Below are 25,943 nucleotides of genomic sequence, written 5' to 3'. Positions count from 1 at the left end.
CGCTAGTCGTGCTGGCCAACGCGAAAGACGTGGCGCAATTCGTCGTGGTTGTGCACGTTGAGCTTGCGGTAGATCTTTCGCACGTGATCGACGACGGTGCTGTCGCGCAGTGCGAGGCCGCGCGCGATGGCGGTTTGCGAGTGGCCGAGGACGAGTAGCGAACAGAGCTGCCGTTGTCGTTCCGTCAGACCGAACTCGAAGCCGAGTCGCTCGATTTCCAGTTCGTGCGGGAGGAAATGCTCGATGTAGATCACGATCGCCTGTTCGCAGGGCAGCGCGCTCGCGTGCGCAAAGCGATACGCCTTGAATCGGAAGCGGCCGGCCGCATTGCGGCGTTCCATCGTGGCGGGTGCCACCGGGAGACCGCACCAGATGCGATTGACATGCGTCAGCAGCGGCGCAAGCCAGTTCGGAAAGCGGTCGCGACGATAGAACGCAAGCGGTTCGCCGGACGCGAGCGCCAGCATCCTGACGCTGTCCTCGCTCTGCAGCAACACCTTTCCGGTGTTGTCGATGACCATGATCGACGACTGGCTGCCTTCCGCTTCGTGTGATGGCGGATGTATCGGGTACGAAAGCGCATGCGCGATATGTCGCGCGAACGGCGCGATGTCGCGATGATTCTTTTCCGAGAACGGACGAGCGCCGGGCGCGCGGCACAACTTCAGGCTTCCCCAGCCACGGGTACCATCGGTCGCCGTCAGCTCGAGACAATGCCGCATGCCGACCGGCCGCCACAGCTCCGCATACATTGCGCTCTTCAGCAGTGCGGCGTCGTAACGGGCGCTGTTTTCGAATCCGCGGCCGCGGCGCATCGCGTCCGAGAACGTGACGCCGAGCACTTCCTGTTTTTCGGTGTTGTGGACGTTGGCAAAGTAGGTGGGCAGGACTTGATAGACGGTGGCGTTTTCGCTGTAGACGTCCGACACCGCATAGTGCTCGTCGGTATAGAAGAACATGCCCCAGTCGGCGCCCACGATGCGCCGCGTTGCTTCAACCACATGAGGAATGACGAGGCGCGGTTCGATGCCGAACGAACATAGTCGCCGGATGTGGCCCGCTAGCGCGACATACTTGTCGGACATGGTGCGCCCCTTGCACTACGACGGGCCGGCACGCGATTGCGTCGAACGAGGGCCGCGTGCACCTTGCGCATACGGTGTCCAGTTTAGGTCGGCGAGTCGACGAATTCCACAATTGCCCCCTCGTCAGGGGGCGTTAAACCGGCCGGCCGATTTCTATCATTAATCCATTCCTGCTGGCTGCCCCGCCCGGTGCGCGGTGGCTCGAAGCGCGCGATCCGCCCGATCGCGGATGCGCGTCACAGGAACGTTCGATTCGCGTTGCGGCACGACGCGCAGGCAAGCGCATGCGCCAGGCTGCTGCGAGGTGTTGTTGCGCATTCGCATTCGCATGCGCATGCGCTGGTCCGGGGAACGTTACAGGAGGACGCGAAGGTCGCTCGATGGAACCTCGAACGTGCGAAGCCGCCGATGGCTGAAGCGACGCAGCGGAATGCTCGCGATTCGCGACGCGCGGCGCATGCCGTCGGGGCCGACGTTGTTGCATCGGCGAGGTGTGTCGAATCGCGCGGACGGCCGGACCTCGGCGCCGTTCCCGCGTACGAGTCGCAATGCTTTTTCATATGAGGTGCCACGATGAAGACGGTTTACAAGGCGGCGCTGGCCGCCGTGTGCATGCTGGGTGCGACCGGGCTTGCCCGGGCGGATGGCGGAGCCGACGAGAGCCCCGGCACACCCTCGGATGCCGCGCTCAGCGCCACCGCGGTGGGCTCCATGCCCAGTGCCGGGTCGCAGGCGGGCGGCCCCGCGGTGATCACGCGTGCTCAGGTGAAGCAGGAGCTGATTCGCGCGCAGAAGTCGGGCGAGTTCGAGCGGATGAATCAGTTCTACGGCGGCGGGAATTAGGGCGGCGTGACGAATCGGCGCGGCCGCCCGGACCATCGGCGGCCGCGTGATCGGTGCCCGGGTTGCATGCGGGGACGGTCGTGTCCGGCAACGCGACCGTCGCGACGATCACGGGCATGACACCTCCAAGCCGGCGGTTTCAGCCCGTTTCAAAGGTGCGTCACACGGACGGATCGACGTTCGCCTCGAGTTCTCGGATGCGGTCGAGGTTCCGTGTGTCCTTCAGCACCGGCGGCCCCGCGAAGGTGTTGCGCACCCCGAAGCCGTACCAGATCACCATCAGCACGGCCACGAAACCGACGAGCACGTAGAGCACCTTTTCATTCGGCGGCTGGATGCCGACATACGCGAGCACACAGGCGCCGACCAGTGCGAGCAACGCGCATGGCTTCGACCAGATGCCCAGCTGGAACGGACCTTTGTCGGTCCACGTGCGGCCTTCGGCCAGCATCCCCGAGCCGATCGGCATCGCATACGAGATGAACAGGAACACGGCGCTTCCGGCGCTCAGCACCGAGAACGCGTCGCCGTACAGCGTGACGACGATCGCGAGCACCGCGCAGGTCCAGATCGCGGGCCCGGGCGTCCGGTGCGTGTGACTCACGCTGCGCAGCAGCTTCGATGCCGGCAGCCCGCCGTCGCGCGCGAACGCATACACCATCCGCGACGTCGACATGATCGCGGCGAGCCCGCACACGTAGTTGATGAAGAACATCGCGAGTTCGAGGCACACGCGCAAGGTCTTCGGAATCGGCGCGAGTATCGCTTCGAAAAAGCCGGTGCCCTGTTTCATCGCGGCGGTCAGGTCGGGCATCACCAGCACGAACGCGCACACCATCACGTAACCGAAGATCGCGGACCAGAACACCGACCCGATGATGCCGCGCGGCACGTTTCTGGCCGCATCGTGCGTCTCCTCCGACGTATGCGCGGACGCGTCGAAACCCGTGATGGTGTAGGTCACCAGCAGCAGGCCGGACAGGAACGCGAGCGGCGTGGCCTGCTTCGGCCACGCACCGCCGTCGACGCCGGTGAAATTGGTGAAGGTGACCAGCCGATGCAGGTCGAACGTGACGGGCGAGTAGTAGAGCAGCGAAACGACCAGCGCGATCGTCACCACGAAGATCAGATAGCCCGACAGGTCGGTGATCCTGCTTGCGATCCTGATGCCGCGTGCGTTCAGGATCGCCTGCGAGATCGTGATGAACGCGATGAACGCCGTTTGATGCCACCAGGTCAGGCTGTCCGGGCTGACGCCGAACATCGGCGCGATCAGCGTCTTGAAGAACGGATCATAGGTGCCGAAGTTGATCGCGGCGATCACGAAGATGAGGCCGATCAGGTTGAGCCACGCCGTCATCCACCCCCATTTCTTTCCGCCGAGGATCGCGCCCCAGTGATAGAGGCCGCCCGCGGTCGGAAACGCGGACGCGATCTGCGACATCGACACCGCGACGATCAGCGCGAACAGCGAACCCAGCGGCCAGCCCAGGCCGACCGATGCGCCGCCGGTCGCGGAAAACGCGAGCTGAAACGCGGTAATGCCGCCAGACAGGATGCAGATCACCGAAAACGACACGGCGAAGTTCGAGAAACCGTTCATCCGTCTCGACAGTTCCTGCGCGTAGCCCATCTTGTGCAGGAGGCTTACGTCACTGTCGGTGCCTGAGTCAGGCGCGAGTTTTGTATCCATGTTCGCTCCGTCACGAATGTCCTGCGTGGCAGGACTGTCATCGCCGCCCGGGCCTTGTGTGACGGCCCGCTCCTGGACTTCGTCGGCGGCACGCGATGGCGCGGTTGAACGGCAATCGCGTTCCGGTCCGATGCGTGAACGGTATGAAACCAAATCTCCGGGCAATATCGGATTTCGGCAATGTAGTGAAAATCCGGATGCGTGCACTGTTTGGGGGCAGCGGCGCGGCTGACGTTCTCGACGCCGGAGGTGGTGCTGCTGGCCGCTCGCGACGGGTGGGCATCGCGCAGGCCGGTGTACATCTCGCGTGGGAGCATCTGCGCGCCGGCACGCTGAAGGTGGTGCTCCGTCGCCATCATGTGCCCGGCACCTGCGGGATGGGGAGGCGCGCATTGAAGGCGTCGTGCGTACAGGGCTCGATCGACTATCTGCTCGATGCGTTTGCCGGGAACGAGAGCCTGCTGTGCCGTTGAAGGTGCTGGATGCGTATCGCGTGTGACGATTGCCCGGGCAGCCGCCTGGAATGACTGCCCGCCCGGGCGCTACGCACGGAGGTCAAGACGCGATCATGGTCACGTCGAACTGCCCGAGGTCCAGCCGCCGCCGCGGACGAACCCCGTCATCAGCGTCACGGCTTCCGTCGGATACATCCACTTGCCGTGCAGCGTGATTCCGCCTCAGGCCGGATGCCGAGCCGCCACGCGATTCCAGAGCGCCGCTGACCGGCTGCCGCTGCGGCAATACGCGAGTACGGGTTTCGGCAGCGCGTCGAGCAGTGCTTCGAACGCGTCGACTTCCGCGTCGCCGATGCGGTCGCGCTCGACCGGCAGATAGCGCGCTTCGAGGCCCAGTTCGCGTGCCGCCGCGGCGATCTCGTCGAACGCCGGCTGGTCGTCGCCTTCGCCGTCCGGCCGGTTGCAGATCACCGAGCGGAAGCCCGCATTCCGGATCGCTTTCAGTTCGGCCGGCGTGATCTGCCGCGACGCCGAGAACCCGCTCGCGGCCGTCGCACGGCATTGCTCGATCGCCTTGCGGAAACAGGCGATCGCGAAGTCGACGTCCTGTTCCGTCGTGAAGCGGCCGAAGCTCACGCGCACGGTGCGGCCGGCAGTCGCCTCGTCGAGGCCGATCGCGGTCAGCACGTGGGACGGTGCGCCGCTGGTCGAGTTGCACGCGGACGTCGACGACACGGCGAGCGCGTCGCCGAGCATGTACGGGAAGAAGCCCGGTGCATGCACCGTCAGGCTCAGCGTGTGCGGGATACGGCGCGCGGCGGCGGCGTTCTGCGTGACATCGCCGAGCGCGAGCAGCGCGTCCGTCAGGCCCGCGCCGAGCGCGGCAATGCGCGCGGCTTCACCGTCGAGTTTGTCGGCGGCCAGTTCGCATGCGACGCCCATGCCGACGATCTGATGGGTGGCGAGCGTACCCGAGCGCAAGCCGCGCTCGTGGCCGCCGCCATGAATCTGCGGAGCGATCCGGTCGGCGATGTCGCGGCGGACGAACAGCGCGCCGATGCCCTTCGGACCGTAAACCTTGTGTGCGGACATCGACATCAGGTCGATGCCGAGCGCGCGCACGTCGATCGGCGTCTTGCCGAGCGCTTGCGCGGCGTCGACGTGGAGCAGTGCGCCCGCGGCGTGCACGATGCGCGCGATCGCGCCGATGTCGGTCAGCGTGCCGAGCTCGTTGTTCACGAGCATCAGCGACACGAGGCCGGTATCGGGACCGATCGCGGCAGCCACCGCGTCGGCGGTGATTTCGCCGTCGCGCGTGGGCGTCAGAAAGGTGACCGACGTGCCGTGTTTCGACAGGTTCGCCATCGTGTCCAGAATGGCCTTGTGCTCGATGCGGCTCGTGATCAGGTGGCGCTTGCCGGTCGCGGCTTCCGCGTAGCCCTTCAGCGCGAGGTTGTTCGATTCGGTCGCGCCGGAGGTCCAGACGATCTCGTCGGCATCCGCGCCGATGAGCGCGGCGACTTGCGCGCGGGCGCGCTCGACCTGTTCCCGCGCCAGCCGGCCGGCGGCGTGCGAACTCGACGCGGGGTTGCCGAAGATGCCGTCGAAGCCGAGGCAGGTCGTCATCGCTTCGATCACGCGGGGATCCGCGGGCGTCGTGGCCGCGTAGTCGAGGTAGTGCAGCGTGGTGGTATCGCTCATGTCCTTCTCTTGCTCTTTCTCTTTCGGAATGGGAGAAATGATACGGGGGACAGGAGGGAAAATGGATCCAAAGTTGGTTGTGAATTCAGCTCGATATGGAATATCGTTTTCTCTGGATGTGGAATGGGGGAATTTATTTTTTTGTGGGCCGAGGGTGCGTGGCGGCGGATTGATCAGACGGATGTCGGGGGCGTCCCAATTCAGGGGGCGGTCGCTACCGTTCCCCGGTCCGATCAATTCGTCAGCCGCGGATCGGATGGCGTTGCCAATCGATGGGCATCACGAACCCACGCATGCAATGCGCTTTCGTACTTCGCCGGGATCGTGATCGTCAGTGTGGTCAGGTGCGTGCCGCTGCCCGGCAGTGCCAGATACCTTTGCCACACCTTCCGTACAAGTTGCGACATCGCGGAACACGTGATGCCGAGTTCGGCGGCGAGCGTCCGCTGCGACCGGCCCTTGACGAAGATTTCAAACAAGGCCCAATGGTTGACGGGCTTGATCCGGGTATCTTGCAGGCGCAACAGCTGAAACTGTTCGGCGGTCATGCGTCGAATCTGCGTCATTCAGACACGCCCGGAAGTCTGCAGGGAGGAAATCAGCTCCGCGCCGCAGGTGGTCTTGTGACCGTCGAATACGGCGGCGCTGCCTTCAACATCAAACGCCATGTCACCTTCGGCAATCGCACCGGGTCCGTGAATCGGACATGAACACGCGTCGCCGCTGCGGGCGACCGCGCGACCCATCACCTTGCTCCTTTCCGCTCCGGATTCGACTCGGCCGCCGTGGGTGTGCATGTCGCCTACTCGAACAATTCCTCGCATATAACCAGTCTCCTGAGTGATTCGGTGCGGGCGGTCGCGTTCGCACGCAACACGTCGCGCGTCGGTTCACATCACCATGAATAACCCTGCATCCCGTAGTTCGTATCGTGACGACGCCCCCACCACGGCAGGTAAGCGTTGTTCCCGCCGCGTGCGCGGAACCAGTCCTTGTTCGGATCGATTGGCGTGAGTTTCGACGGTGGCATCACCACCACGGCTGCGGGGTGTTTTGGGTCGGTAGTACCTGCAACCAGGGCATTGCCGCCGTAGTGATTGATTCGGCCGATGGCCAGCGCAACGTCGGTCAATGCACTACCGGTTCCCATGTCACCGAGCAGCGCCGCGGTGTTGAACGCCTGCTTCGCATGGTCGTATTCGGGTAGAACTTCGGTCAGTGTCTGCGACAGCCCGACAAGTCGCGCCGATGCGGCGTCACTACCGGCACCGGCATCGTGAACGATGTACTTGATATCCGGAACTGCGATCCCAGCGTTGTGCGCCGCCTGATCGATGGTTGCTTTCCATGCTTGCACCATCCGCGTCGTGCCGACCTTCTGCGAAAACTCGTCGGTATTGCCGGTCGCGGCCTTGCCGATCCATGCGAGCGGTTCGCGCTCGGTGTTGAAGGTCGGGCCGGCGAGGAACAGCACGACGAGGTTCTCGTTGATCTGCGCATCCGTGGGCGGGAAACTCGGTGCATCCCAGTTCATCACCCATACGCTCTTGTCGGGGTTCGCCTGCAGGTAGTCCAGCGCCTTGTTCAGTGACGTGAAGCCGGCGTTTGCGTTGCCTTGCGTGACTTGTACATCGGGGGGCGTGTCGCGGCTCCACAGAGTCTTGGGGGACGGCGGGCCGATTTCAAAGAATGTCATCATTCGATCGACCAGGCGCGATCGAGCGAACGTTGCATCGAGACGGGAAGGAATGGCGATTTCGACACGTATGCCGGCGAGTTCGCGCCAGTCTTTCTGGTTCTGAGGGTTTACCGTGTAGAAATACTTTGGGTCCGTCCCGTAGGGAGTTCGAAGCAGCAGTATGGATTTATCAACGTACTTGGCATAAAAGCCCTTGAACGTCTCCGCCCCTTGGTTGCCGTAAACAAGTGCACCAATTGATTTGAGCGTCGCGAACGATTCCGGGTCCGTGCGTACCATGTCGTCGTTTTTGTTCGGCGTGGTAAGTCCTTGCACCCACAACGTTTGCCATTCCGTCGGGTAGTCCTTGCGTTGTAACGGATTCAGCCAAATCATACCGACGACCTGCGCGACGAATGGCTTGACAGGTTCTTCAGTCGGTGCGGTGATATTGACGTTTTGATTTGTGCTTGGTGTGGCTTGCGCCGGACGCATCATGGCCGTGGTGAATAGAAACATCATTAGCGCCAGTAAGCCGGGTACGACTACGAATCGTTTCATCCAATCTCCCATTTCGATAAGTGCCGGGTCCGGCTGTTCTACGTGTGCCATTAGTGTGGCCATCAGTACGAGCGCGATTATCCATACCATAACGGCGATGGCGACGCGTCGCGGCCAAGTGGCGATCAGAGCCTTCATACCGCACCCCCAGCCTTCAGATAGAGCTGGCCCTCGCGTTCGTCTACTATCTTGCAGGGCATATTGCCTTCACAATTGATGGCATGCACCCATTCGTGCATCGCCATTCGGTCGAGTAGTCCGGACTCAAAATAAACGAAGTATTCTTTGTTCGGATTGCCCAGTGCAATGCCTTCGCCCATCCGCCAGTCAGCCTCAATCCGCAGCGCTTTCATCTGTTCGAGCGTCAGATAACACGGACCAATCGCTACATCGTACGCAAGCGCCTTTTTCGCATGCTCCGGATTGGTCATCGTCGTTGAGTGGTTTGTCGGGCTGTTGGTCGTACCGCGATCAAGCCAGTCGACAATTTGCTTGTCTCGCCACTCCTTGTAGCCGTCAGGCACAGCACTTTTCCCATCCTCACCGATCACGCGGCCTTTGCTGTCGATCCATTCCGTGTTCAACGTGCGGCGTGCCTCCATCCGCATCAGCGCGCGGTCCTCGTAGCGCTGTCCGGCTTCGCTCTCGGCCGTGCCGTGGGCGTCGCCATCTTCGTTCTTCGCCTTGTACTGGTCGTAAGGATCGTCGGCCTGTTTGTCCGCGTCGGTCTTGCTTGCGTCGCGCCATGCGGACGGCGGATCGTTACCTTCGTTGAAGTCACTCACCGCATCACCGTCCTTCGTCTCGACCGGCTTGCCGAACCGCAGCGCCTGCGGTGGAAACGTTTCGTCCAAGGCAGGGGCATCCGCAATGACCGTCCATCCCTTCGGTGGATCTTCGTTCACACGAAACAGCTTCATTGCCGAAGTTGCCGCGGTCGCCGCATACAAGATCGGTGCAGTGATCAACGTTCCCATCATCCCGAAGATCGATTCGTTTCCTTTCAGCGCACCGATCAGACCGAATTTGGCCGGCAACGACGGGGGATACCAGAAGCCCGGCGTCGTCCCTTTCTTGCCGTGCCTCCAGTCGTCTTCCCAATATCGATAGGGCTTTTGCACACCAACAGGGAAGCCGGACGCGAACACGCGCTGCGTCAGGACGCCGGATACGCCAATGTCGTCGAGTTCATGCTTGCCGATGCCGCGCCACCCGATACCCTGCACGGTCACCGCAGAGATCACCTGATCGTGCGGACAGCAATATGACGTGACACGCCCATACGTCGAACCGTTCAGACCGTGACGCGCACGGTCATCCTGCGCGGCATAGGACTTGTTGCTCGTCGGCGATACGCGGCCATTCGCCATGTCTTCATCGACCTTGTCCGGTGACGGTTCATATGCGGTGCGTGCACCGATGATCGACAAGAAGTTTCCGAACGTCTGCGTGCGTGCCGCGTAAGTCTGCCTCCCGCGATTGCCCTTGTGGTCCTTCGTCCCGCGCTGTGACCACGTGTCCATGAACGTGCTGGATTTTTGCTGGCCTTCACCTGTGGCGAAACTGTATGGTGCATTCGCCAGCACGTACGCGTCCGCAACGCATCGCCCCTTATGCCCCCACGGGTCTTCAACTTCTTCCAACGCGTCACCGAAAAATGCCCCGGTCAGTCCGACGATGTTGCCTTGGCTGTGGCAAACAACCGTGATAGGAACGCTGGCTTGCATTCTGCGGATCGACTCGATCAGTTTGGCGAGGCGCAAGGCCGCAAGTACACCGTACGCACGCGGCGGCGCGCGATACAGTGGCCGGTTGGTCGGATTGATACCTTGCACTGACGTCCATCCGAACGCGCGGTCATCGAGGCCGCCGTGCCAAAGATCGGGGAGGCTTGAACAACCGTTGGTGAATGGACCGCCGCCCCAATAGTCTTCTTCGTTGAGAAAGATCTTGTCGCCATACTCCTTCAGCTCTTCCAGTGTCGCCTTGTAGCCCCAACGAAAATGGATGACCGGTGAAAACGACGGATCGGGCTTGACGTAGTTGTCGGGCAGCAGCTTCGGATTCAGGAACCCATCCGATGTCACGCCTTCCGTGTACTTCGCAGGCGTCAACTGTCCTGCGTCGACGCCTCGATACTTCATCTGATCGTCCAGGCGTCCAAGCCGGCGATTCAGACCTTCGCACAATCCTTCTTCGGATGCCTTGAACCATTCGCCTTCGGAGTTGACGCCGTGGACAAAGATCACGACACCGGGCAACGGAAGTTGCTTGACGCAGATAAGCCGCTTGTCCTTGTCGAACAACATCGGCCCTTCTGTTTTGCCGACGACGATAAGCGGTGGGTCGGAACGCGATGCGGCAGCGTCGGGTGCATCGGTCTTTGCGGTAGGGCGTTCGGCGCGCGCATCCGCCACCGGCCGAGGATCGAGAAACGATTCGGTCATGGTCTTATACGGTCTTCTTGATGAACTTCACCGCCAGCTTTTCGAACTGGTCGGCATGGACCGCCGGCAGTTCGCCGGCCGTGTCGGTGGTCAGGTTCGACGGCGCCCCGGACGCCTTCAGAAGTTGCCCGTCGAATCCCGCCACCGCATCCCCGTCGGTCGCGCGAACGAGCTTCGGCACACGGCCGAGCGACGCCTTGTCGAACTTCGGCATATCGGCGTTCATGCTGGCCGGGCCATCCCACGAATGGCCTGCCGATTTCACTGTGAAGATGCCGGGGCAACCGAGTTCGATGTTGCCGCCGTCAAGCTTCAGATACGCACCGCCCGACGTGACGAGTACCACGCGATCGTTAGCCATGCCGGTAAGCGTTCCGTCTGCTGCCGTCAATTGAATGTTCTTCGCCGAATCCACCTGCGTATCGTCGTTCTGCGACTGGATCGTGACTTTTCCCTGATTCGCGATCGCCGACACGCCATCGCTATGCGCGAACATCGCGATGCCATGCCCGCCATGCAGATTGATGCGCTCGCCGCTGGTGAGCTGCACATGCTGCTGTGCGATCTGGTCGATGTTCTCGCCCGCATACATGACTTGCGTCTTGGGAGTGACGTGTAGCGACCCTGCCTGCGCGCCGAACGCCATCAATGCGGACGCGTCGCCGGTCGCGTCGGACTCCGCGATGCCGGGCGTCCAGTTGCGGAACGCATCGGCGATCTTGTCCTGGCCGGCGGTATCGGCGGACTGTCCGCCGTGCTGACCGGCATAGTCGCCAAGCGATTTGAACAGTTCCGTGCAGTGGTCGAGCAGGCGAATCAGTTCGTCGCGATCGAGCTGACCACCGGTCGCGCGTGTGCGCGCGTAGGTCGATAACAGCATGCCCTGGGCGGCCCGCAACGCTGCAGCGGCATCGGTGCGCAGCTCTGCACCTTCGCCCCGGTCATTCCCGTGTCCATCCTTGCGAGGCTGCGTCAGATACCCCAGATTCAATTGCGTGTGCGCGTGTTCGCTCGCCAACTGCGCCGAGATTTGCGACGGCGTATCGTCCAGGCGAAGCTGGTTGTACCGATGACCCTTGACTTCCTTGGTCTTGATCCCGGACACGTAGCGGTTGCCGGGTAGCGCGCCGGTATGCGTGAAAGTCGCGGGCGGATTCGCGCCGTTGCTCAAGACCCCGATGATGACCAAACGGTCCGGATCGCCCGACAGGCAGCCCAGCAAGACTTCCATTCCGACTCGGGGCAGGAAGAGCGCGCCGAAGTTGCCGCCCGCGAGACTCGCCGCGACACGTATGGGCGCACTGTCGCCGGCCGAGCCGTTCGTTCCGGCGCCTTGCGCATGGGCGTGATCCGCCGGATCGAAGCCGTGAATCTGCACGCGCACGCGGCCGGCTTCGTCGCAGAACACTTCGTCCCCCTGCGTGCCGACGATGGTGCCGGTCACCAGGTGGACCGGCGGCAGGTCGATCTTCGGGTCATAGGACGGCTTGAGCGGCACACCGCGACGCACGCACGTGAAACTGTTCTCGTAGCGCGTGTCCGTCTGTTCCGATGCCTCGGCCGACGCGGGTGGCACGGCTTGCGTGAGGTTCCGGCTCGCCGCGAATAGCGTGATCACGCGGCCCCTCAGGTCGTTCGGCAGGTTGTTCCGGATATCGTGCCAAACCGACGTGACAACGAACTGCCGCTGGTCGGCCGGCTTCATGTCAAGTTCAGGGTCGCCCGTCAGCGTGAACCAGCAACCGACCGGCATATCGCGCACGCTACCGGTACCGTCGTAGCGCTCCGCTTCGAACTGGTGGGCGAGTATCCGGTCGTGTGTGAGGCGGTCGTGGTCGTTCCACGAATCGCCCACGTGCGGAATGTCGATCGCAACGTCGGTCAGCAATCGGGCAAGGTCGTTGCCGGCGTCGCCTTGATCGATGCCGGTTGCGATGGCGGATTCGTCTAAGCGGGCTTTCTTGTAGTCCCACGAAGGGCGACTGGCCTTGCCGGGGGACAGGCTTTGATAACGCGCGAACAGCGTCACCGTATCGCGTTGCTCGGTTCCCGCATCGCGCGGGTGGAGGCGCACGGTACCGGCGGGCGACTCCGCCAATCGAAGCGGGTCGTCGCAGAATACGAGCGTGTGGATCGGCGGCTCGTCGGTCATGCCGCGCGCGTCACCGACCGGGCCGGCCTTCGCAAAAACCGTGATGCCTTCGCGCCGCAGCAGTCGGCGCACAAAACGAGCGTCCGACTCGTTGACTTGCCGAGTCAGTTCGCGCGCCGGATAGCGCTCGGTTCGCAGTCCCGACAGGTCGAAATCGAATGCAAGCGCGAGCGCGGCGCTGCGTTGTCGCCATTCGTTCATCAACGCGGCAAGAATCTCGATGACGTTTAGCGATCGGAATACACGGGAGTTGGTGCGACGGTCCATCAACGAAAGCGCGTCACAGACATGCAGCTGGTACACCGTCAGTTCGCCATCGGATTGACCGATATGCACGTCCCGCACGATCGCATTGATCGTCCGAACGTTGCCCCGGTCGGTCGTCAGCCGGACCGATACAGGCAGGCCAAGAAACAACGTCGGGGATAGATGATCGCGTGTGGAAACGCAGGTCAGATGCCCGTCGATGCCCGATATCAACCCTTCACGGATATCGGCGTGATGGAGCACCAGCAGATGACCGACTGCGCGTTGCGCCTGCCCGAAATGAAGGGCGACGGGACGTTTGTTCCGGTCGACAAGACCGGATGCAAAGTTTCGGAGTGTTGCTGCTATCGACATAACGGCAATCTCATTATTATTTTTCCGAATTCGAACTTGTTCGAATCAGACTCTCGGTTCAATAAAGAAATGGCACTCGTAATTTCGATGTGGATAATATCAAACATATGTCGATTGCAATGCATATTGATATTTTGAGATGAAAAATCATGTCTCAAGAAACAGTGTTTGACGTTTTCTTTGTGATTTGTTTTTTTAAGAAAAGTAATATGGGGGATATTTTGGTGATATTGGCGGATTCATTTTTTTGCCTGCCAAGGCGCGCTATTCGATCTTTTCGTTGGAATGAACGCGTGTGAAAAACTAAAAATCGGATTTGTCCTACTTAAAAATGTGCGGCGGCACATTGCGGTGACGAAAAGGGCTCGAACAGGATTGCGCCCGTGAGCTTGTCATGCATGTTTGTTTGCCCATGGGGGCGAACGGAGCGGTACGCCGATTCGTTGAAGTCCATGAGGGATTTCCCCCGTGACGCACGCGTGAGCGTCATTTCAGCACCGCACCCATTCCCTCTGCACCTCCCCACCGACACTTCCCGCCCACCGCCACCGATTATTTGCATTTCGCGAATGGCGCGTTCGCCGGTTGTTCCATACCCGATCGGTAGCGTTGCACCTATCGTGGTGGCGTCGGCTGATTGGATTCGACGCCTGTAACCGGAAAGGCGGCCGGCGCTTCCTCGCGATTCACGTCGCACACCACACAAAAGACATCGGACCTGACTCATGCGCAGGCGCTGCGGCGCGCGCAGGCGAAGCAGCGTCCACGGAGACGGACATGAAAGCAAACGAGTGGGATACCTCCTATGAGTGGAAGGCGGTGACGCTGCTGGCGCTCGGCTTCGGGCTGGTTGGCCTGGACCGCTGGCTCATCGCGCCGCTGTTTCCTTCGATCATGAAGGACCTCAACCTGACCGCGCAGGACGTCGGCAACTGCATCGGCGTGCTCGGCCTGTCGTGGGGCATCTTCGCGGCGCTGATGGGCGGCATCTCGGACAAGGTCGGCCGGCGCAAGGTGCTGATTCCGGCGATCATCGCGTTCTCGCTGCTGTCGGGTTTCTCGGGGCTCGCGGGCGGCCTGCTCGGGTTGATGGCGATCCGCGGGCTGATGGGTGTCGCCGAGGGCTCGTTCTGCCCGACGAGCTTCGCGGCGACGGCCGACGCGTCGCATCCGCGGCGGCGCGGCCTGAATCTCGGCCTGCAGCAAAGCGGCTTCGCGCTCTTCGGGCTGGCGCTGTCGCCGATCATCGCCACCCAGCTGCTCGGTTTCGTCTCGTGGCGCTGGGTCTTTGCGCTCGTGGCCGTTCCCGGCCTGATCCTCGGCGCATTCATGTTCTTCGTCATTCGCGAGCCGAAGGTCGTGAAGGAAGTCGCGTCGGAGCATGCACCGGCGTCGCTCGGCCATGTTCTCAAGAGCCGCAACATCCTCGTCGCGATGGCCGCGCTGTGCTGCGCGATGACCGGCGTATTCGTGCTCGGCGCGCTGCTGCCGTTGTATCTGACCGACTACCTGTCGCTCGGCACGCAGAAGATGGGCCTCGTCGTGTCGGCGATCGGCTTCGGCGGTTTTCTCGGGCAGTTCGGCTTGCCCGGCCTCTCCGATCTGGTCGGCCGTCGCCTCGCGAGCATCGCGGGTTTCGCCGGAACCGCCGTGATGCTCTACATTTTCCGCGGCCTCGGCCCGCAGCCGCTCGCGCTGTTCGGGGTGCTATTCGTTGCGTCGTTCTTCACGCTTGGGCTCGTGTCGCTGCTGTCCGGCCCGGTGGCGACCGAGGCCGCACCCGTCGGCCTGGTGTCGACGTCCATCGGCGTGGTGGTCGGCGTCGGCGAGATCTTCGGTGGCGGCATCGCGCCGGCGATGGGCGGCTATGTTGCCGCACACTTCGGCATCCAGAACATTCTGTGGCTGCCGATGTGCGCGGTCGTGCTGGGCATCCTCGTCAGCCTGTTGCTGAAGGAAACCGCGCCTGCGGTGCTGCAGCGTCGTGTGGCCGTGCAGCCGGAGCTGACGGTAGGAAAGTAACCGAGGTCGTGCGCTCGCCGGTGTTTATGCCATCCGCGATTGACATCGATTAGGCGACACAGTGACGCCGTTCGCATGACACAGCCCGTTGCCCGCTACAGGTAGACTGGTGACTTCGTTGTCGAAAAAGGGCGCGGCATGGACCGGTTTCTGAGCATCGAGGCATTCGTGAGGGTCGCGGAGGCGAGCAGCTTCGCCGAGGCGGCGCGGCAGCTGGGTGTGACCAGTTCCGTGGTGACGAATCGCATCCAGCAGCTCGAGAAGTTCGTCAACGCGCCGCTGTTTCATCGCAGCACGCGCCACGTGCGCTTGTCCGAAGTAGGCGAGGCCTTTTATCGCGAGTGCGCGGAGGTTGTCGGACGCGTCAACGAGTTGACCGACCAGATGCGCGAGCTTCGCGCGACGCCGACCGGGCGGCTGCGCATCCAGGTGCTGCCCGGTTTCGCGCTCGATCACCTGGGCCCGCCGCTGGTCGAATTCAATCGACGCTACCCGGGCATTCAGCTCGACGTGATCGTCAACGACCGCGTCGTGGACCCTGTCGAAGAAGGGTTCGACATCGCCTTCCAGATCTTTCCGCCGATTTCCGAGTCGCTGATCGAGCGGCGGCTATTCAAGGTCAGGCGTCTCTTTTGCGCGTCGCCCGCTTACCTCGAAGCGCATGGTGCGCCACAACATCCCCGTGATTTGCTGCAGCACACCACCGCGCTGTATTCGGGTTATCCGTCGCGCAACCGCTGGACGATGACGCGCGACGACGAGGTCGTCGAAATGGAGCTGCCGGGCATGATTCGGTCGAACTCCGTCCATCTGCTGCGGGAGTGCGCGCTGACAGGCGGCGGCGTCGTCTGCCTGCCCACGCTCGTGGCGAGCGACGCGCTCGTCGCGGGCCGGCTGGTACCGATCCTGACCGACTACCACCTCGCGCCGCTGAGCTTTGCCGCGGTTTATCCCGCAACGCAGCGACAGGCGCTGAAAGTGAAGGCGCTGGTCGAATTCCTCGCGGAATGCATCGGCGATGAACCCGCGTGGGACGTGCCGCTGCTGGCGCGCGGCTGGGTGCGCTGAACCGCGCGATTATTCGCGAAACGCAAATGCCGTAATCGCCGTCCGTTGCCTTGTTGCGGTTGTTGCTTGCCCCTAGAGTTGAATCCAACAAGCGGTTCAACTCAGGAGACAGCAATGACCGACACGGCATTCCACACCGTCTTTGGCTCGCTCGACAGCTACAAGAAGGGCGAGATCGAAATCACCAGCGGCAGCGCGCAACACTACGCCTTCTCGAATGTCTTCGAGGTGGCATCGAAGTCGGCCCCTTACGAAAAGGTCGTCGCCGGCAAGAATCTCGAATACGTGATCGAAGTGCTGAGGACCGAGGGCCAGTCGCCCTGGTTCGCATGCGCGCATGACGAGTTCGCGATCCTGATGGACGGCGAAGTCCGGATCGAATTCATCAAGCTCGACGCGCCGCCGAAATCGGGCCGCGGCACCGTGAGCGCGGGCGTGCAACCGGCTGGCCGCAACATGGGGTACGTCGTCCTGCGCCAGGGCCATCAGGCGCTGCTTCCGGCCGGCTGTGCGTACCGCTTCACCGCCGGCAAGCCGGGGGTCGCGCTCGTCCAGACCATGCTCGGCGAGCTGTCCGTGGAGAAGTGGGCCGAGATCTGCCTGCACTGACCCTTCCGACCGCCCACATTCGACTATCCCAGGAGACACGTTATGGCCACCCTCGAAACCCTCGACCCGTCCGCAGGCTTCGCCGCCGATCTGGTGCAATCCACGCAAGCCGATGCCGTCACCGGCTACCGCCGCTTCCAGCTCGGCGCGTTCGAATTCCAGCGCGACGAGTACTTCGTGAAGATCAGCTGGCCCGCGAAAGGCCAGACGCGCACGCATGCGATGCCGGCAGACGCATTCCTGCGCGCGATGATGCGCGACGTCGCATGGGGCTTCTTCTACGGCTGGGTGAATTTCGATCACGTGTTCGGCACGCGCAATCACTACGGCAAGGTGGACATGTATGCGGGCACCTTCAACGGCATCCTGAAGGACGCCGGGGTCGACTACACCGAGACCTTCGAAACGCCCACCATCATGGCGACCTTCAAGGCGATGCTGCACGACTGGACCAACGAAGGCTTCGACCCGTTCGCGGCACCCGAGGAAACGGGCACGGCATTCGGGCGCAAGCACGGCGAAAACGGCGCGGCAATCGAACGCACGCGGATCGCGACGCGCCGCATGCCCGGCCTCGAAGGCGACTCGCCGCTGCGCGACGAACTGCCCGTCAACCGCGCGTTCCTCGACGTCGCGCAGGACGAGCCGGAGGTGCATGTCGAGCCGGGCTTCGAAGGCGAGCTGCACGCGTTCAACCTGTTCAAGTATCTGTCGCGCTCGGACGTGACGTGGAATCCGTCGGTCACGTCGGTGTGCGAGCGCAGCCTGTTCTGCCCGACCACCGAGGAATTCATCCTGCCGGTCTTCCACGGCAACGACCGCGTCGAATGGTTCCTGCAACTGTCCGACGAAATCGTGTGGGACATCGGCGACAAGAACACCGGCGCACCGCGGGCACGCGTCACGATGCGCGCCGGCGACATTTGCGCGATGCCTGCCGACATCCGGCACCAGGGCTACTCGACGAAGCGTTCGATGTTGCTGGTCTGGGAAAACGCGACGCCGAACCTGCCGCAACGCTACGAAAGCGGCGAGCTGGCGCCGTATCCGATCGCGTTCTGAGCAGCGCACCCGCTTCCGCTTCAGCACAATACCGAGGACGATTCATGCAAACCCAACTCTTCATCGACGGCCGCTTCGTTGACGCCGTCGACCGCGGCACGATCGACGTGCTGAATCCGCACGACGGTTCCGTCATCGCGAAGATCGCGGCGGCCACCGCAGCGGACGTCGATCTGGCCGTCGAAGCCGCGACGCGCGCGTTCCCCAAATGGTCGGCCATGCCGGCTGCCGAACGCGGCCGGCTGCTGCTGCGCCTGGCCGATGCGATCGAGGCCAATGCCGAGGAGCTGGCACAGCTCGAATCGCTGGACACCGGCCACCCGATTCGCGATTCGCGCGCGCTCGACGTGCCGCGCACGGCGGCCTGCTTCCGCTACTTCGGCGGGATGGCCGACAAGCTGCAGGGTTCGGTGATTCCCGTCGAAACCGGCTTCCTGAACTACGTGCAGCGTGCGCCGATCGGCGTCGTGGGCCAGATCGTGCCGTGGAATTTTCCGCTGATGTTCACGAGCTGGAAGATGGGGCCGGCGCTGGCCGCCGGCAACACGGTGGTGCTCAAGCCGTCGGAGATCACGCCGCTGTCGACGTTGCGCATCGTCGAACTGATGGCCGAGGTCGGGTTTCCCGCGGGCGTCGTCAACATTGTCCCCGGCTACGGGCATACGGCCGGCCAGCGGCTCGCCGAACACCCGGGCGTCGGCAAGATCGCGTTCACCGGTTCGACGGCGACCGGCCGCCGGATCGTCGAAGCATCGCAGGGCAACCTGAAGCGCGTTCAGCTGGAGCTGGGCGGCAAGGGCGCCAACATCGTGTTCGACGATGCCGACCTCGATGCGGCCATCAACGGCGCCGCATGGGCGATCTTTCACAACCAGGGGCAGGCGTGTATCGCGGGTTCGCGTCTGGTGCTGCACGAACGCATCGCGGACGCGTTCCTCGAACGATTCGTTGCGCTCGCATCGTCCATTCGCATCGGCAACCCGCTCGACGCCGATACCGAGATGGGGCCGCTGACGTCGAAGCAACACCTCGATCGCGTGCTGTCGTTCGTCGACGTGGCGCGCGAGCAGGGCGGCCGCGTGCTCGCGGGCGGCAGCGCGCCGCAAGATCCGGCGCTGGCCAACGGCTACTACGTGCGCCCGACCGTCATCGAAGCCAGGAGCGCGGCCGACCGCGTCGCGCAGGAGGAAGTGTTCGGCCCGTTCGTCACCGTGCTGCGCTTCGGCAGCGACGACGAAGCGCTGTCCATCGCCAACGCGACCGAATACGGGCTGGGCAGCGGCCTCTGGACCCGTGACCTCTCCCGCGCGCACAAGATGGCGTCGCAGATCAACGCGGGCATGTGCTGGATCAACTGCTACAAGCGCGTCAATCCGGGCAGCCCGTTCGGCGGCGTCGGGAAATCGGGCTATGGCCGCGAGATGGGCTTCGAGGCCATGCACGACTACACGGAAGCGCGGTCGGTGTGGGTCAACGTCGACGGCAACGTGCCGCCGCACTTCAAGCGCTGAGGCCTCCATGGAGCGCTTCGTCTATCAGGGAACCCCTTCGCGCGTGGTGTTTGAATGGGGCGCGCTCGCCAGACTGCCGGACGAGCTGTCGACGCTCGGTGCCCGCCGCGCGCTCATTCTGTCCACGCCGGAGCAGCGGCATCTCGCCGATCGCGTGAAGGAGGTGCTCGGCGAGCGTGCCGCCGGCGTGTGTGCGCAGGCGGTCATGCACGTTCCGGTCGAAGTCGCGCGCGCTGCGCGCGAGATGGCCGCCGAGCTGAGTGCGGACTGTTGCATCGCGATCGGCGGCGGTTCGACGATCGGGTTGGGCAAGGCCATCGCGCTTGAATCGTCGCTGCCGATCCTGGCGGTGCCGACGACTTACGCCGGTTCGGAGATGACGCCGATTTACGGGCTCACCGAAGGCCGGCTGAAGCGCACCGGGCGCGACACACGCGTGCTGCCGCGTACCGTGCTCTACGACCCGTCGTTGACGGTGTCGCTGCCGCCGGGCATTTCGGCGGCGTCCGGTGTCAATGCGATGGCGCACGCGGTCGAGGCGCTTTACGCGGAAGATGCGAACCCGGTGATCAGCCTGATGGCCGAAGAATCGATTCGTGCGCTCGGCGAAGCATTGCCGGTCGTGGTGCGCGATCCGGAAGACCGAACGATGCGCAGCCGCGCGTTGTATGGCGCCTGGCTCGCCGGAACCTGCCTCGGCGCGGTCGGCATGGCGTTGCATCACAAACTCTGTCACACGCTCGGCGGCACCTTCAACCTGCCGCATGCGCAGACGCACGCGGCCATGTTGCCGCATACCGCGCATTACAACCACGCTGCCGCGCCTGACGCGCTGTGCCGTGTCGCGCGGGCGTTGGGCGGCAACGACGCGGCCGACGCCGGCCCGCTGCTGTTCAAGCTGAACGCGCAGCTCGGCATCGCGCCGGCGCTTGCCGATATCGGCATGCCGGAGGACGGCCTCGATGAAGCGGCCGACATCGCGTGCCGGAACCCGTATGCGAATCCGCGGCCGATCGAACGCGCGGCGATTCGCGCGTTGCTTCAGGATGCGTGGGAAGGGCGTGCGCCGCATTGATTGGCCGGATGCTCAAACGGAGACAGACGTGATGAATGACCACCATGACGGTGACACGAGGCTGACCGAGCAGGTCGTCACAAGCTTCGGCAGGACGCCGGGCCCGCGCTTGTGCGTGCTGATGCAGAGCGTCGCGTGGCAGTTTCATGCGTTCATTCTCGACCGGAGCTGATCGACATGGCTCGATTTTTCGCGGTGTTTGCGACGGACCAGCCCGGTATGCGCGAAGTGCGCGACCGTGTGCGGCCGAGTCATCGGAGCTATCTGCGCGCGGCCGCCCAGCACGGCGTGTATGTGCGGCTCGGCGGGCCGACGCTGGACCCGCAGGGTGACGCGATGAACGGAACGCTGCTCGTCATCGAGGCCGACGATATCCATGCGGTGATGCAGTTCGTCGGCAACGACCCGTATGTGAAGGAAGGGTTGTTCTCGCGCGTGGAAGTGCGCCCGTGGGACTGGAGCCTCGGAAACCCCGAGCAGAGAGTGTGAGCCATGGAAGCCAGACAACTCTGCCGTGTTTCCGATGTGCCGGACGGCGGCGCGCGGGTCGTCGATGAAGCTTGCATCGGACGTCCCGTCATCGTGGTGCGACGCGGCGAGCAGGTATGGGCGTACGTGAATCGTTGCCCGCACTTTTCGGTGCCGCTCGATTTCGTACCGGGCAATGTTTCCTGCTATCGGTCGCAGGTATTGATGTGTGCCCATCACAGCGCACTGTTCCGGTTCGACGATGGGGTGTGCATCGATGGGCCTTGCTCGGGATCGGCGTTGGAAGCCGTGGCGGTCGAGGTGGATTCGACGGCGTGGGTTGTCTGGCGAGGCGCTTGATTCGAACGTTTCGACCAGTGCGGTGTCGGGTCGATCTACGCGAGACTAAATAGAAGAAGTTGAGATCGAGCCATACGCGCGGCGCTGTTCATTCTATTCAATCAGTAAAACTAAGCATAGTTGCGGCGTTGTTAAGCCGAGCATTGAGCGAATACCCGCCACGTAGCGGGTGGCGGGTTCGCATTGACATAAAACGACGGAGACAGAATGAAACTCAGGTTTGGAGCAGTGGCGATGCTTGCCGTGGCACAGGGCGCATGGGCGCAGAGCAGCGTGACGATGTTCGGTCTTATCGACAGCGGCATCTCGTATGTCAGCAACGAGGGCGGCGGGAAGAACGTCAAATTCGACGATGGCATATACGCGCCCAATCTCTTTGGCTTCCGCGGTACGGAAGACCTCGGCGGCGGATATCGCGCGACGTTCGCGCTCGTGAACCAGTTCTCGATGGCGAACGGCAGCATCGTCGGAACCGGAATTTTCGGGCGCAACGCGTACGTGGGCCTCGAAAGCGACCGGTTCGGCAGCATCACGCTCGGCAATCAGTACGACTTCATGGTGGATTCCCTCTTTTCGAAGGGGAATGCGATTGCGAGGGACATCAATGGGCTATACGGTTTCCGGAATGGCCCGTTCCAGCGTCTCGCGCTCCCGGACAATCCGACCGGTGCGTTCGACTGGGACCGCACGGCAGGCAGCAAGCCGATCGCGAATTCCGTCAAATACAGTTCGCCGACGGTTGCCGGCCTGTCCGGCGGCGTGATGTATGCGTTCGGCGGCGTGGCCGGCTCGGTCGGGGCGGACAACGCCGTCAGTGCCGGGCTGAACTATGAGCTGGGGCCGTTCGGTATGGGCGCGGCATACACGAACGAGAAGTACGGTCCGGCGCCCGGCGTGCCGTCGACGAGCGTGCGCAACTGGGGCGTCGGAATGCACTACGACTTCGGTGTCGTGACCGCGAGTGCGCTGGTGACGACCGTGCACAACTCGTTCAACGATGCCGGCGTGTGGATGGCCGAAGGCGGCGGGGTGTGGCACGTCAGGCCGGACGTCGTCCTGGGGGCGAAATACATGTACATGAAGGGTAATGAAGCGTTGAACAACAACCACGCTCATCAACTCAGCGTCGCGCTTCAATACCTGTTGTCGAAGCGGACGATGGTCTATGTTTCGGCTGACTACCAGCGCGCGAACAGCGGGGCGAATGCGCAGATCAATGGCGTGCTGGATCCGAACGGGGCTTCGAGTTCCGCTACTCAGGCGGTGGCGCGGGTCGGGTTGCATACGGTGTTTTGATTGGGGGGCGGCGGGCGGACCTTTCGTCAGGGTCCGCCCGGCACCGCACGGGTCGCGCGGCGACATGCCGACATGCGCGCCGCCGCTCGCTTCCGGCCGGTTGTTGTCCCCCGGGCAACACGGTAGTGTGCCTGTTGACCTGCTGCCGGACCGACAATGAGCCTACGATGAGGTGCACCGGCCATCGGTGAATTTCAAACAGGGGATGCGTTGCCGATCATTCCACCCTATAGTGCTCGTCGTTGACCGATCTGCAAGCCAATCAGGAGCGCGTCGTGTTTCACCCGAAATCCAGACTGGGTCTTTCGAACTTCGTGTGCGTCGTCGCCCTGACGATGATGCTGGCGCCCGTCGCGGCGCATGCAGAGGCGGAGGCTGTCGATGGCGCGGCGCGCATCGTGACCGCGGCCAAGCACGACACGTCACCCGCACGACCGATTGTCGGCGACGACCCGGTTGCCATTCGGAATGCCCTGAAGAGGCTGCACATCAGCACCGTCCCGCCTTCCTTGAGCGACCGGGTTCGCGGCCTGGTCCCCGGCGCTGCCGACCGGCATGGTGCGAATGCCGACCTGGCGGCCGTCGGTCTGGATCGTGACGTGACGTTCGTGGTGCCGGTGCGGTACGGGCTGAGGTATCGGTCACAGCAGCGCCTGTTGACGCTGGACGTCGACCTGTTCGACGCAGAGCGCGACGACCGGACGGGCATCCTGCTCAGAAAGGTCACGACGGGGCCTCGAGGGCGAGGGCTCGTGATCGCACCCGAAGCGAAGGCAAAAGGGTATATCCAGCAGGTCGACATCATCGAACTCGAGTCCGGGAAAGGCAAAATGACCTCGGTTCGTAGCCGCATTCGGCTTTCGCCTGCCGTGTACGCCCAAACGCATGGCGACTTCGCACTCGTTTTTTCCGGGCGCCTGGTTCGGCCTTACCTGACCGAACAAATCGAGCATGTCGATCCGAGCATCGAGGAGCCGACGGACATTACGACCAGGATCTCCAGCTTGCACATGGATCTCCATGGCATCTGGCTGGTGAGTCCGTCGAGCGGTGTCGTGCTGTCGAAGAAGCTGAGTCTGTCGAAGTAGCGTTTTTCCGGGACGAGGCGATGATCTTGACCGGCTTCCGGGGGGCACGCATGTTCCGTGCTTCGATGCCGATTTCGAGCGATTGCATAATCTGACACCTGATTTTGTGGATGTCGGAGGAAGCAATTGCTCGATCGAAAGGCACCTCAGGCACTGGGCTGCTGGACAGGTTATCGGCTGGAGCGTGTGTAATGGCTACCGGGAGAGGAACACACGCTATCGCTGTATCTGAAGCCGGTCAGCAAGGTCATGTCATTTCGCGCGTCGAGCGCGCGCGACTATTGCTGGAACAGCTTCGCTGAGGTTGGGGCCGCGTGCCGCGGACCTCTTCCCTCCCTGCCGGCCCGAAGATTCCACGCCGCATCGGTCACGATTGCATGGTGACAATAGTTCATATTACCGATGGAAAGGTCGGGGTAATATTTTCGAAGTCCAGGGGCAGCCGGATCGAAAGCAATGCATCCGTCCATGCAATGTTTTATTCGCGGTTGCCATTGGATAACGCGTGGCGATATTGAATAAATATCGCCTCGGCGTTGTGAATCCATCCAGATCGCTTCTGAAACAAAACCCATGCAAACCAAACTCATTTCCGCGCTGTTGCTCGCGGGCGCCGCCACGGCTTCGCAAGTCGCATCTGCAGCCGACGGCACGATCACGTTCACCGGCAGCGTAACCGCGCAAACTTGCACGATCAACGGCAACGGCAGCAACTCGAACAACTTCAATGTTCCGCTGCTGAACGTGTCGACCAGCGCGCTGGCCGCCGCGGGCCAAACTGCCAGCGCCAAGGAGTTCAGCATCGCGCTGACGGCCTGCACGCCGGCGTCGGGCAAAGTCCACGCCTACTTCGAACCGGGCCCGACGGTCGACACCACCACCGGCAACCTGTTCCTGAACGCAGGCGGCGCGACCAACGTCGAGATTCGCCTGCTGAACGGTGACTATACGCCCATCAAGCTTGGTGCGGCAGACGCTTCGCAGAACTCACAGTCGGTTGCAATCACCGCTACCGGCACCGCCACGCTGAACTACTTCGCGGAATACTACGCCACCGGCGCCGCAACGGCCGGTGCGGCGACGTCGAGCGTCATGTACTCGCTCGTTTATCAGTAATCGGTTATTTAGAAATACATAATAAGGTAGGGCGGGGCGAAACGATTTCGTTCCTCCCCTCCTGTACGCTACCTGCATCGATCCCAACCATGAAGTCCCGAAAAGCACTCAGATTCTCGATCGCCGCCGTGTGTATCGCATGGCTCGGTTACCTGGCGACACCCGCCGACGCGTCGGTGGTGATCGGCGGCACGCGCGTGATCTACGGCGCGGGCGAATCCGAGGTCACGCTGAAACTGTCGAACGCGGGCCAGGCGCCGGCGCTCGTGCAGTCATGGGTCGATGCAGGTGACGTGCGCAGCGCGCCGTCCAGTATCAAGGTGCCGTTCACCGTTACGCCGCCGATTGCGCGGATCGATCCGTCCAAGTCGCAGACGCTGCGCATCGTCTATACCGGCGAGCCGCTGCCGGAGGATCGCGAGTCGGTGTTCTGGCTCAACGTGCTCGAAGTGCCGCCCAAGGCGAGCGCGGCGGACGCGGACATGAACCGGATCCAGCTCGCGTTCCGCTCGCGCATCAAGGTGTTCTATCGCCCGGACAAGCTCAAGGGTTCGTCGGCCGATGCGCCGGCGCAGCTCGCGTGGCGCCTCACACAGGTCGACGGCAAGCCGGCCATCGAGGTGCATAACCCGACGCCGTTCCATGTTTCGCTGACCATGATCAGCGTGCAGTCGGGCGGCCGCCGCGCGATCTTCGACGATGGCGGCATGGTCGGGCCGGGCGAGACGCGTGCGTTCCCGCTGAAGGGCGATGCGCCCGACGCGGCTGGCGCCACCGTGCACTTCACGGCGCTGAACGACTACGGCGGCGCAGTCAGCAGCGAGACGCCATTGCGGCTCCGCACCGCGGCACCGTCGCCGTGATGCGCGGCTGACCGCTTCGATTGCGCGGCGCGGCTAGCGCGCCACGTCCTTTCTATCGCAAGACCCAGCATGCTCGCCCCGGGCAGGGCGCAGGCTTGCTCACGCCCGGCTGCCTATCGTGATTCAACGTATTTCTAGCTTGCCGCTGTCCATGCACTGCCGTCCACGC

23 protein-coding genes and 1 pseudogene are annotated in these 25,943 nt (G+C 63.0%); 16 read left to right on the top strand and 8 right to left on the bottom strand.

Translation table 11 applies throughout. The annotated features are described in order from the left end of the window. Positions 1-2 precede the first annotated feature (2 nt). The gene (locus ACN22W_RS28125) at positions 3-1,085 is read right to left on the bottom strand and encodes a helix-turn-helix transcriptional regulator (protein WP_419687972.1); all 1,083 of its coding nucleotides are present in this window, start codon (positions 1,083-1,085) and stop codon (positions 3-5) included. 573 nt (positions 1,086-1,658) lie between these two features. Between ACN22W_RS28125 and ACN22W_RS28120 the strand changes: the two genes are divergently transcribed. Then, positions 1,659-1,928: a DUF4148 domain-containing protein gene (locus tag ACN22W_RS28120; RefSeq protein ID WP_412025347.1), complete on the top strand. Its 270-nt coding sequence runs from the start codon at positions 1,659-1,661 to the stop codon at positions 1,926-1,928. Between the two features lie 160 nt (positions 1,929-2,088). On the opposite strand, the gene ACN22W_RS28115 is transcribed toward ACN22W_RS28120, so the two are convergent. Next, positions 2,089-3,621, bottom strand: coding sequence for an amino acid permease (locus ACN22W_RS28115; protein ID WP_419687971.1), 1,533 nt, complete (start codon positions 3,619-3,621; stop codon positions 2,089-2,091). Between the two features lie 143 nt (positions 3,622-3,764). Here ACN22W_RS28115 and ACN22W_RS28110 point away from each other — a divergent pair, with 143 nt between their 5' ends. After that, positions 3,765-4,094 (top strand): hypothetical protein, encoded by a 330-nt coding sequence (locus ACN22W_RS28110; protein WP_419687970.1) that lies wholly within the window; start codon positions 3,765-3,767, stop codon positions 4,092-4,094. A 204-nt stretch (positions 4,095-4,298) separates the two neighbouring features. On the opposite strand, the gene ACN22W_RS28105 is transcribed toward ACN22W_RS28110, so the two are convergent. From ACN22W_RS28105 to ACN22W_RS28080, 6 genes are all read right to left on the bottom strand, one after another. Continuing rightward, positions 4,299-5,777 carry an aminotransferase class V-fold PLP-dependent enzyme gene (locus ACN22W_RS28105; protein WP_419687969.1) on the bottom strand — a complete coding sequence of 493 codons (1,479 nt, stop codon included), beginning with the start codon at positions 5,775-5,777 and terminating at the stop codon, positions 4,299-4,301. 233 nt (positions 5,778-6,010) lie between these two features. Continuing rightward, positions 6,011-6,325, bottom strand: a complete 315-nt coding sequence (locus tag ACN22W_RS28100; RefSeq protein WP_193101442.1) for a TrfB-related DNA-binding protein — start codon at positions 6,323-6,325, stop codon at positions 6,011-6,013. 18 nt (positions 6,326-6,343) lie between these two features. Then, positions 6,344-6,601, bottom strand: a complete 258-nt coding sequence (locus ACN22W_RS28095; RefSeq protein ID WP_419687968.1) for a PAAR domain-containing protein — start codon at positions 6,599-6,601, stop codon at positions 6,344-6,346. A gap of 71 nt (positions 6,602-6,672) precedes the next feature. Next, on the bottom strand, positions 6,673-8,154 hold the full coding sequence (locus ACN22W_RS28090; RefSeq protein ID WP_419687967.1) for a virulence factor: 1,482 nt from the start codon (positions 8,152-8,154) through the stop codon (positions 6,673-6,675). Further along, on the bottom strand, positions 8,151-10,463 hold the full coding sequence (locus ACN22W_RS28085; protein WP_419687966.1) for a hypothetical protein: 2,313 nt from the start codon (positions 10,461-10,463) through the stop codon (positions 8,151-8,153). The genes ACN22W_RS28090 and ACN22W_RS28085 overlap by 4 nt, the downstream gene beginning before the upstream one ends. A 4-nt stretch (positions 10,464-10,467) precedes the next feature. Then, on the bottom strand, positions 10,468-13,236 hold the full coding sequence (locus ACN22W_RS28080) for a type VI secretion system Vgr family protein (RefSeq protein WP_419687965.1): 2,769 nt from the start codon (positions 13,234-13,236) through the stop codon (positions 10,468-10,470). Positions 13,237-14,013: 777 nt separating this feature from the next. On the opposite strand from ACN22W_RS28080, the gene ACN22W_RS28075 reads away from it, so the two are divergent. The 14 genes and pseudogenes from ACN22W_RS28075 to ACN22W_RS28010 all read left to right on the top strand — a co-directional run bounded on the left by ACN22W_RS28075 (position 14,014) and on the right by ACN22W_RS28010 (position 25,774). After that, entirely contained in the window at positions 14,014-15,258 is a 1,245-nt protein-coding gene (locus ACN22W_RS28075; protein WP_419687964.1) for an MFS transporter, read from the top strand. 138 nt (positions 15,259-15,396) lie between these two features. Then, a complete protein-coding gene (locus tag ACN22W_RS28070) occupies positions 15,397-16,326 on the top strand; it encodes a LysR family transcriptional regulator (RefSeq protein ID WP_129516466.1) in 930 nt (309 codons plus the stop codon). Between the two features lie 114 nt (positions 16,327-16,440). Next, the gene (locus ACN22W_RS28065) at positions 16,441-16,935 is read left to right on the top strand and encodes a hydroxyquinol 1,2-dioxygenase (RefSeq protein ID WP_419687963.1); all 495 of its coding nucleotides are present in this window, start codon (positions 16,441-16,443) and stop codon (positions 16,933-16,935) included. Positions 16,936-16,977: 42 nt separating this feature from the next. Next, positions 16,978-17,997 carry a hydroxyquinol 1,2-dioxygenase gene (locus tag ACN22W_RS28060; protein ID WP_419687962.1) on the top strand — a complete coding sequence of 340 codons (1,020 nt, stop codon included), beginning with the start codon at positions 16,978-16,980 and terminating at the stop codon, positions 17,995-17,997. Positions 17,998-18,041: 44 nt separating this feature from the next. Then, positions 18,042-19,508: an aldehyde dehydrogenase family protein gene (locus tag ACN22W_RS28055; protein WP_419687961.1), complete on the top strand. Its 1,467-nt coding sequence runs from the start codon at positions 18,042-18,044 to the stop codon at positions 19,506-19,508. Positions 19,509-19,515: 7 nt separating this feature from the next. Next, positions 19,516-20,583 carry a maleylacetate reductase gene (locus tag ACN22W_RS28050; RefSeq protein WP_419687960.1) on the top strand — a complete coding sequence of 356 codons (1,068 nt, stop codon included), beginning with the start codon at positions 19,516-19,518 and terminating at the stop codon, positions 20,581-20,583. Positions 20,584-20,614: 31 nt separating this feature from the next. Then, positions 20,615-20,755 carry a hypothetical protein gene (locus ACN22W_RS28045; RefSeq protein WP_419687959.1) on the top strand — a complete coding sequence of 47 codons (141 nt, stop codon included), beginning with the start codon at positions 20,615-20,617 and terminating at the stop codon, positions 20,753-20,755. Positions 20,756-20,760: 5 nt separating this feature from the next. Then, positions 20,761-21,072 carry a YciI family protein gene (locus tag ACN22W_RS28040; RefSeq protein ID WP_193101425.1) on the top strand — a complete coding sequence of 104 codons (312 nt, stop codon included), beginning with the start codon at positions 20,761-20,763 and terminating at the stop codon, positions 21,070-21,072. A gap of 3 nt (positions 21,073-21,075) precedes the next feature. Then, a complete protein-coding gene (locus ACN22W_RS28035; RefSeq protein ID WP_412025331.1) occupies positions 21,076-21,411 on the top strand; it encodes a Rieske (2Fe-2S) protein in 336 nt (111 codons plus the stop codon). 207 nt (positions 21,412-21,618) lie between these two features. Further along, positions 21,619-22,707 carry a porin gene (locus ACN22W_RS28030; RefSeq protein ID WP_419687958.1) on the top strand — a complete coding sequence of 363 codons (1,089 nt, stop codon included), beginning with the start codon at positions 21,619-21,621 and terminating at the stop codon, positions 22,705-22,707. A 275-nt stretch (positions 22,708-22,982) separates the two neighbouring features. Continuing rightward, positions 22,983-23,795: a hypothetical protein gene (locus tag ACN22W_RS28025; protein ID WP_419689843.1), complete on the top strand. Its 813-nt coding sequence runs from the start codon at positions 22,983-22,985 to the stop codon at positions 23,793-23,795. 126 nt (positions 23,796-23,921) lie between these two features. Further along, a pseudogene (locus ACN22W_RS28020) lies at positions 23,922-24,047 on the top strand (ISL3 family transposase); the annotation flags it as partial. Between the two features lie 321 nt (positions 24,048-24,368). Then, positions 24,369-24,911 carry a fimbrial protein gene (locus ACN22W_RS28015; RefSeq protein WP_419687957.1) on the top strand — a complete coding sequence of 181 codons (543 nt, stop codon included), beginning with the start codon at positions 24,369-24,371 and terminating at the stop codon, positions 24,909-24,911. An 89-nt stretch (positions 24,912-25,000) separates the two neighbouring features. After that, positions 25,001-25,774 carry a fimbria/pilus periplasmic chaperone gene (locus tag ACN22W_RS28010; protein WP_419687956.1) on the top strand — a complete coding sequence of 258 codons (774 nt, stop codon included), beginning with the start codon at positions 25,001-25,003 and terminating at the stop codon, positions 25,772-25,774. Positions 25,775-25,943: the final 169 nt, after the last annotated feature.

Source organism: Burkholderia theae (assembly GCF_048565265.1).
Classification (GTDB): Bacteria; Pseudomonadota; Gammaproteobacteria; order Burkholderiales; family Burkholderiaceae; genus Burkholderia; species Burkholderia theae.
Note: the sequence above shows the minus strand (reverse complement) of the source record. Positions and strands in the feature narration are given on the sequence as shown.

Bases quoted from the DNA above. Each gene is read 5' to 3' on its own strand.
- ACN22W_RS28125 (WP_419687972.1), bottom strand. From the start codon at position 1,085: ATGTCCGACAAGTATGTCGCGCTAGCGGGCCACATCCGGCGACTATGT.
- ACN22W_RS28120 (WP_412025347.1), top strand. From the start codon at position 1,659: ATGAAGACGGTTTACAAGGCGGCGCTGGCCGCCGTGTGCATGCTGGGT.
- ACN22W_RS28115 (WP_419687971.1), bottom strand. From the start codon at position 3,621: ATGGATACAAAACTCGCGCCTGACTCAGGCACCGACAGTGACGTAAGC.
- ACN22W_RS28110 (WP_419687970.1), top strand. From the start codon at position 3,765: ATGAAACCAAATCTCCGGGCAATATCGGATTTCGGCAATGTAGTGAAA.
- ACN22W_RS28105 (WP_419687969.1), bottom strand. From the start codon at position 5,777: ATGAGCGATACCACCACGCTGCACTACCTCGACTACGCGGCCACGACG.
- ACN22W_RS28100 (WP_193101442.1), bottom strand. From the start codon at position 6,325: ATGACCGCCGAACAGTTTCAGCTGTTGCGCCTGCAAGATACCCGGATC.
- ACN22W_RS28095 (WP_419687968.1), bottom strand. From the start codon at position 6,601: ATGCGAGGAATTGTTCGAGTAGGCGACATGCACACCCACGGCGGCCGA.
- ACN22W_RS28090 (WP_419687967.1), bottom strand. From the start codon at position 8,154: ATGAAGGCTCTGATCGCCACTTGGCCGCGACGCGTCGCCATCGCCGTT.
- ACN22W_RS28085 (WP_419687966.1), bottom strand. From the start codon at position 10,463: ATGACCGAATCGTTTCTCGATCCTCGGCCGGTGGCGGATGCGCGCGCC.
- ACN22W_RS28080 (WP_419687965.1), bottom strand. From the start codon at position 13,236: ATGTCGATAGCAGCAACACTCCGAAACTTTGCATCCGGTCTTGTCGAC.
- ACN22W_RS28075 (WP_419687964.1), top strand. From the start codon at position 14,014: ATGAAAGCAAACGAGTGGGATACCTCCTATGAGTGGAAGGCGGTGACG.
- ACN22W_RS28070 (WP_129516466.1), top strand. From the start codon at position 15,397: ATGGACCGGTTTCTGAGCATCGAGGCATTCGTGAGGGTCGCGGAGGCG.
- ACN22W_RS28065 (WP_419687963.1), top strand. From the start codon at position 16,441: ATGACCGACACGGCATTCCACACCGTCTTTGGCTCGCTCGACAGCTAC.
- ACN22W_RS28060 (WP_419687962.1), top strand. From the start codon at position 16,978: ATGGCCACCCTCGAAACCCTCGACCCGTCCGCAGGCTTCGCCGCCGAT.
- ACN22W_RS28055 (WP_419687961.1), top strand. From the start codon at position 18,042: ATGCAAACCCAACTCTTCATCGACGGCCGCTTCGTTGACGCCGTCGAC.
- ACN22W_RS28050 (WP_419687960.1), top strand. From the start codon at position 19,516: ATGGAGCGCTTCGTCTATCAGGGAACCCCTTCGCGCGTGGTGTTTGAA.
- ACN22W_RS28045 (WP_419687959.1), top strand. From the start codon at position 20,615: ATGAATGACCACCATGACGGTGACACGAGGCTGACCGAGCAGGTCGTC.
- ACN22W_RS28040 (WP_193101425.1), top strand. From the start codon at position 20,761: ATGGCTCGATTTTTCGCGGTGTTTGCGACGGACCAGCCCGGTATGCGC.
- ACN22W_RS28035 (WP_412025331.1), top strand. From the start codon at position 21,076: ATGGAAGCCAGACAACTCTGCCGTGTTTCCGATGTGCCGGACGGCGGC.
- ACN22W_RS28030 (WP_419687958.1), top strand. From the start codon at position 21,619: ATGAAACTCAGGTTTGGAGCAGTGGCGATGCTTGCCGTGGCACAGGGC.
- ACN22W_RS28015 (WP_419687957.1), top strand. From the start codon at position 24,369: ATGCAAACCAAACTCATTTCCGCGCTGTTGCTCGCGGGCGCCGCCACG.
- ACN22W_RS28010 (WP_419687956.1), top strand. From the start codon at position 25,001: ATGAAGTCCCGAAAAGCACTCAGATTCTCGATCGCCGCCGTGTGTATC.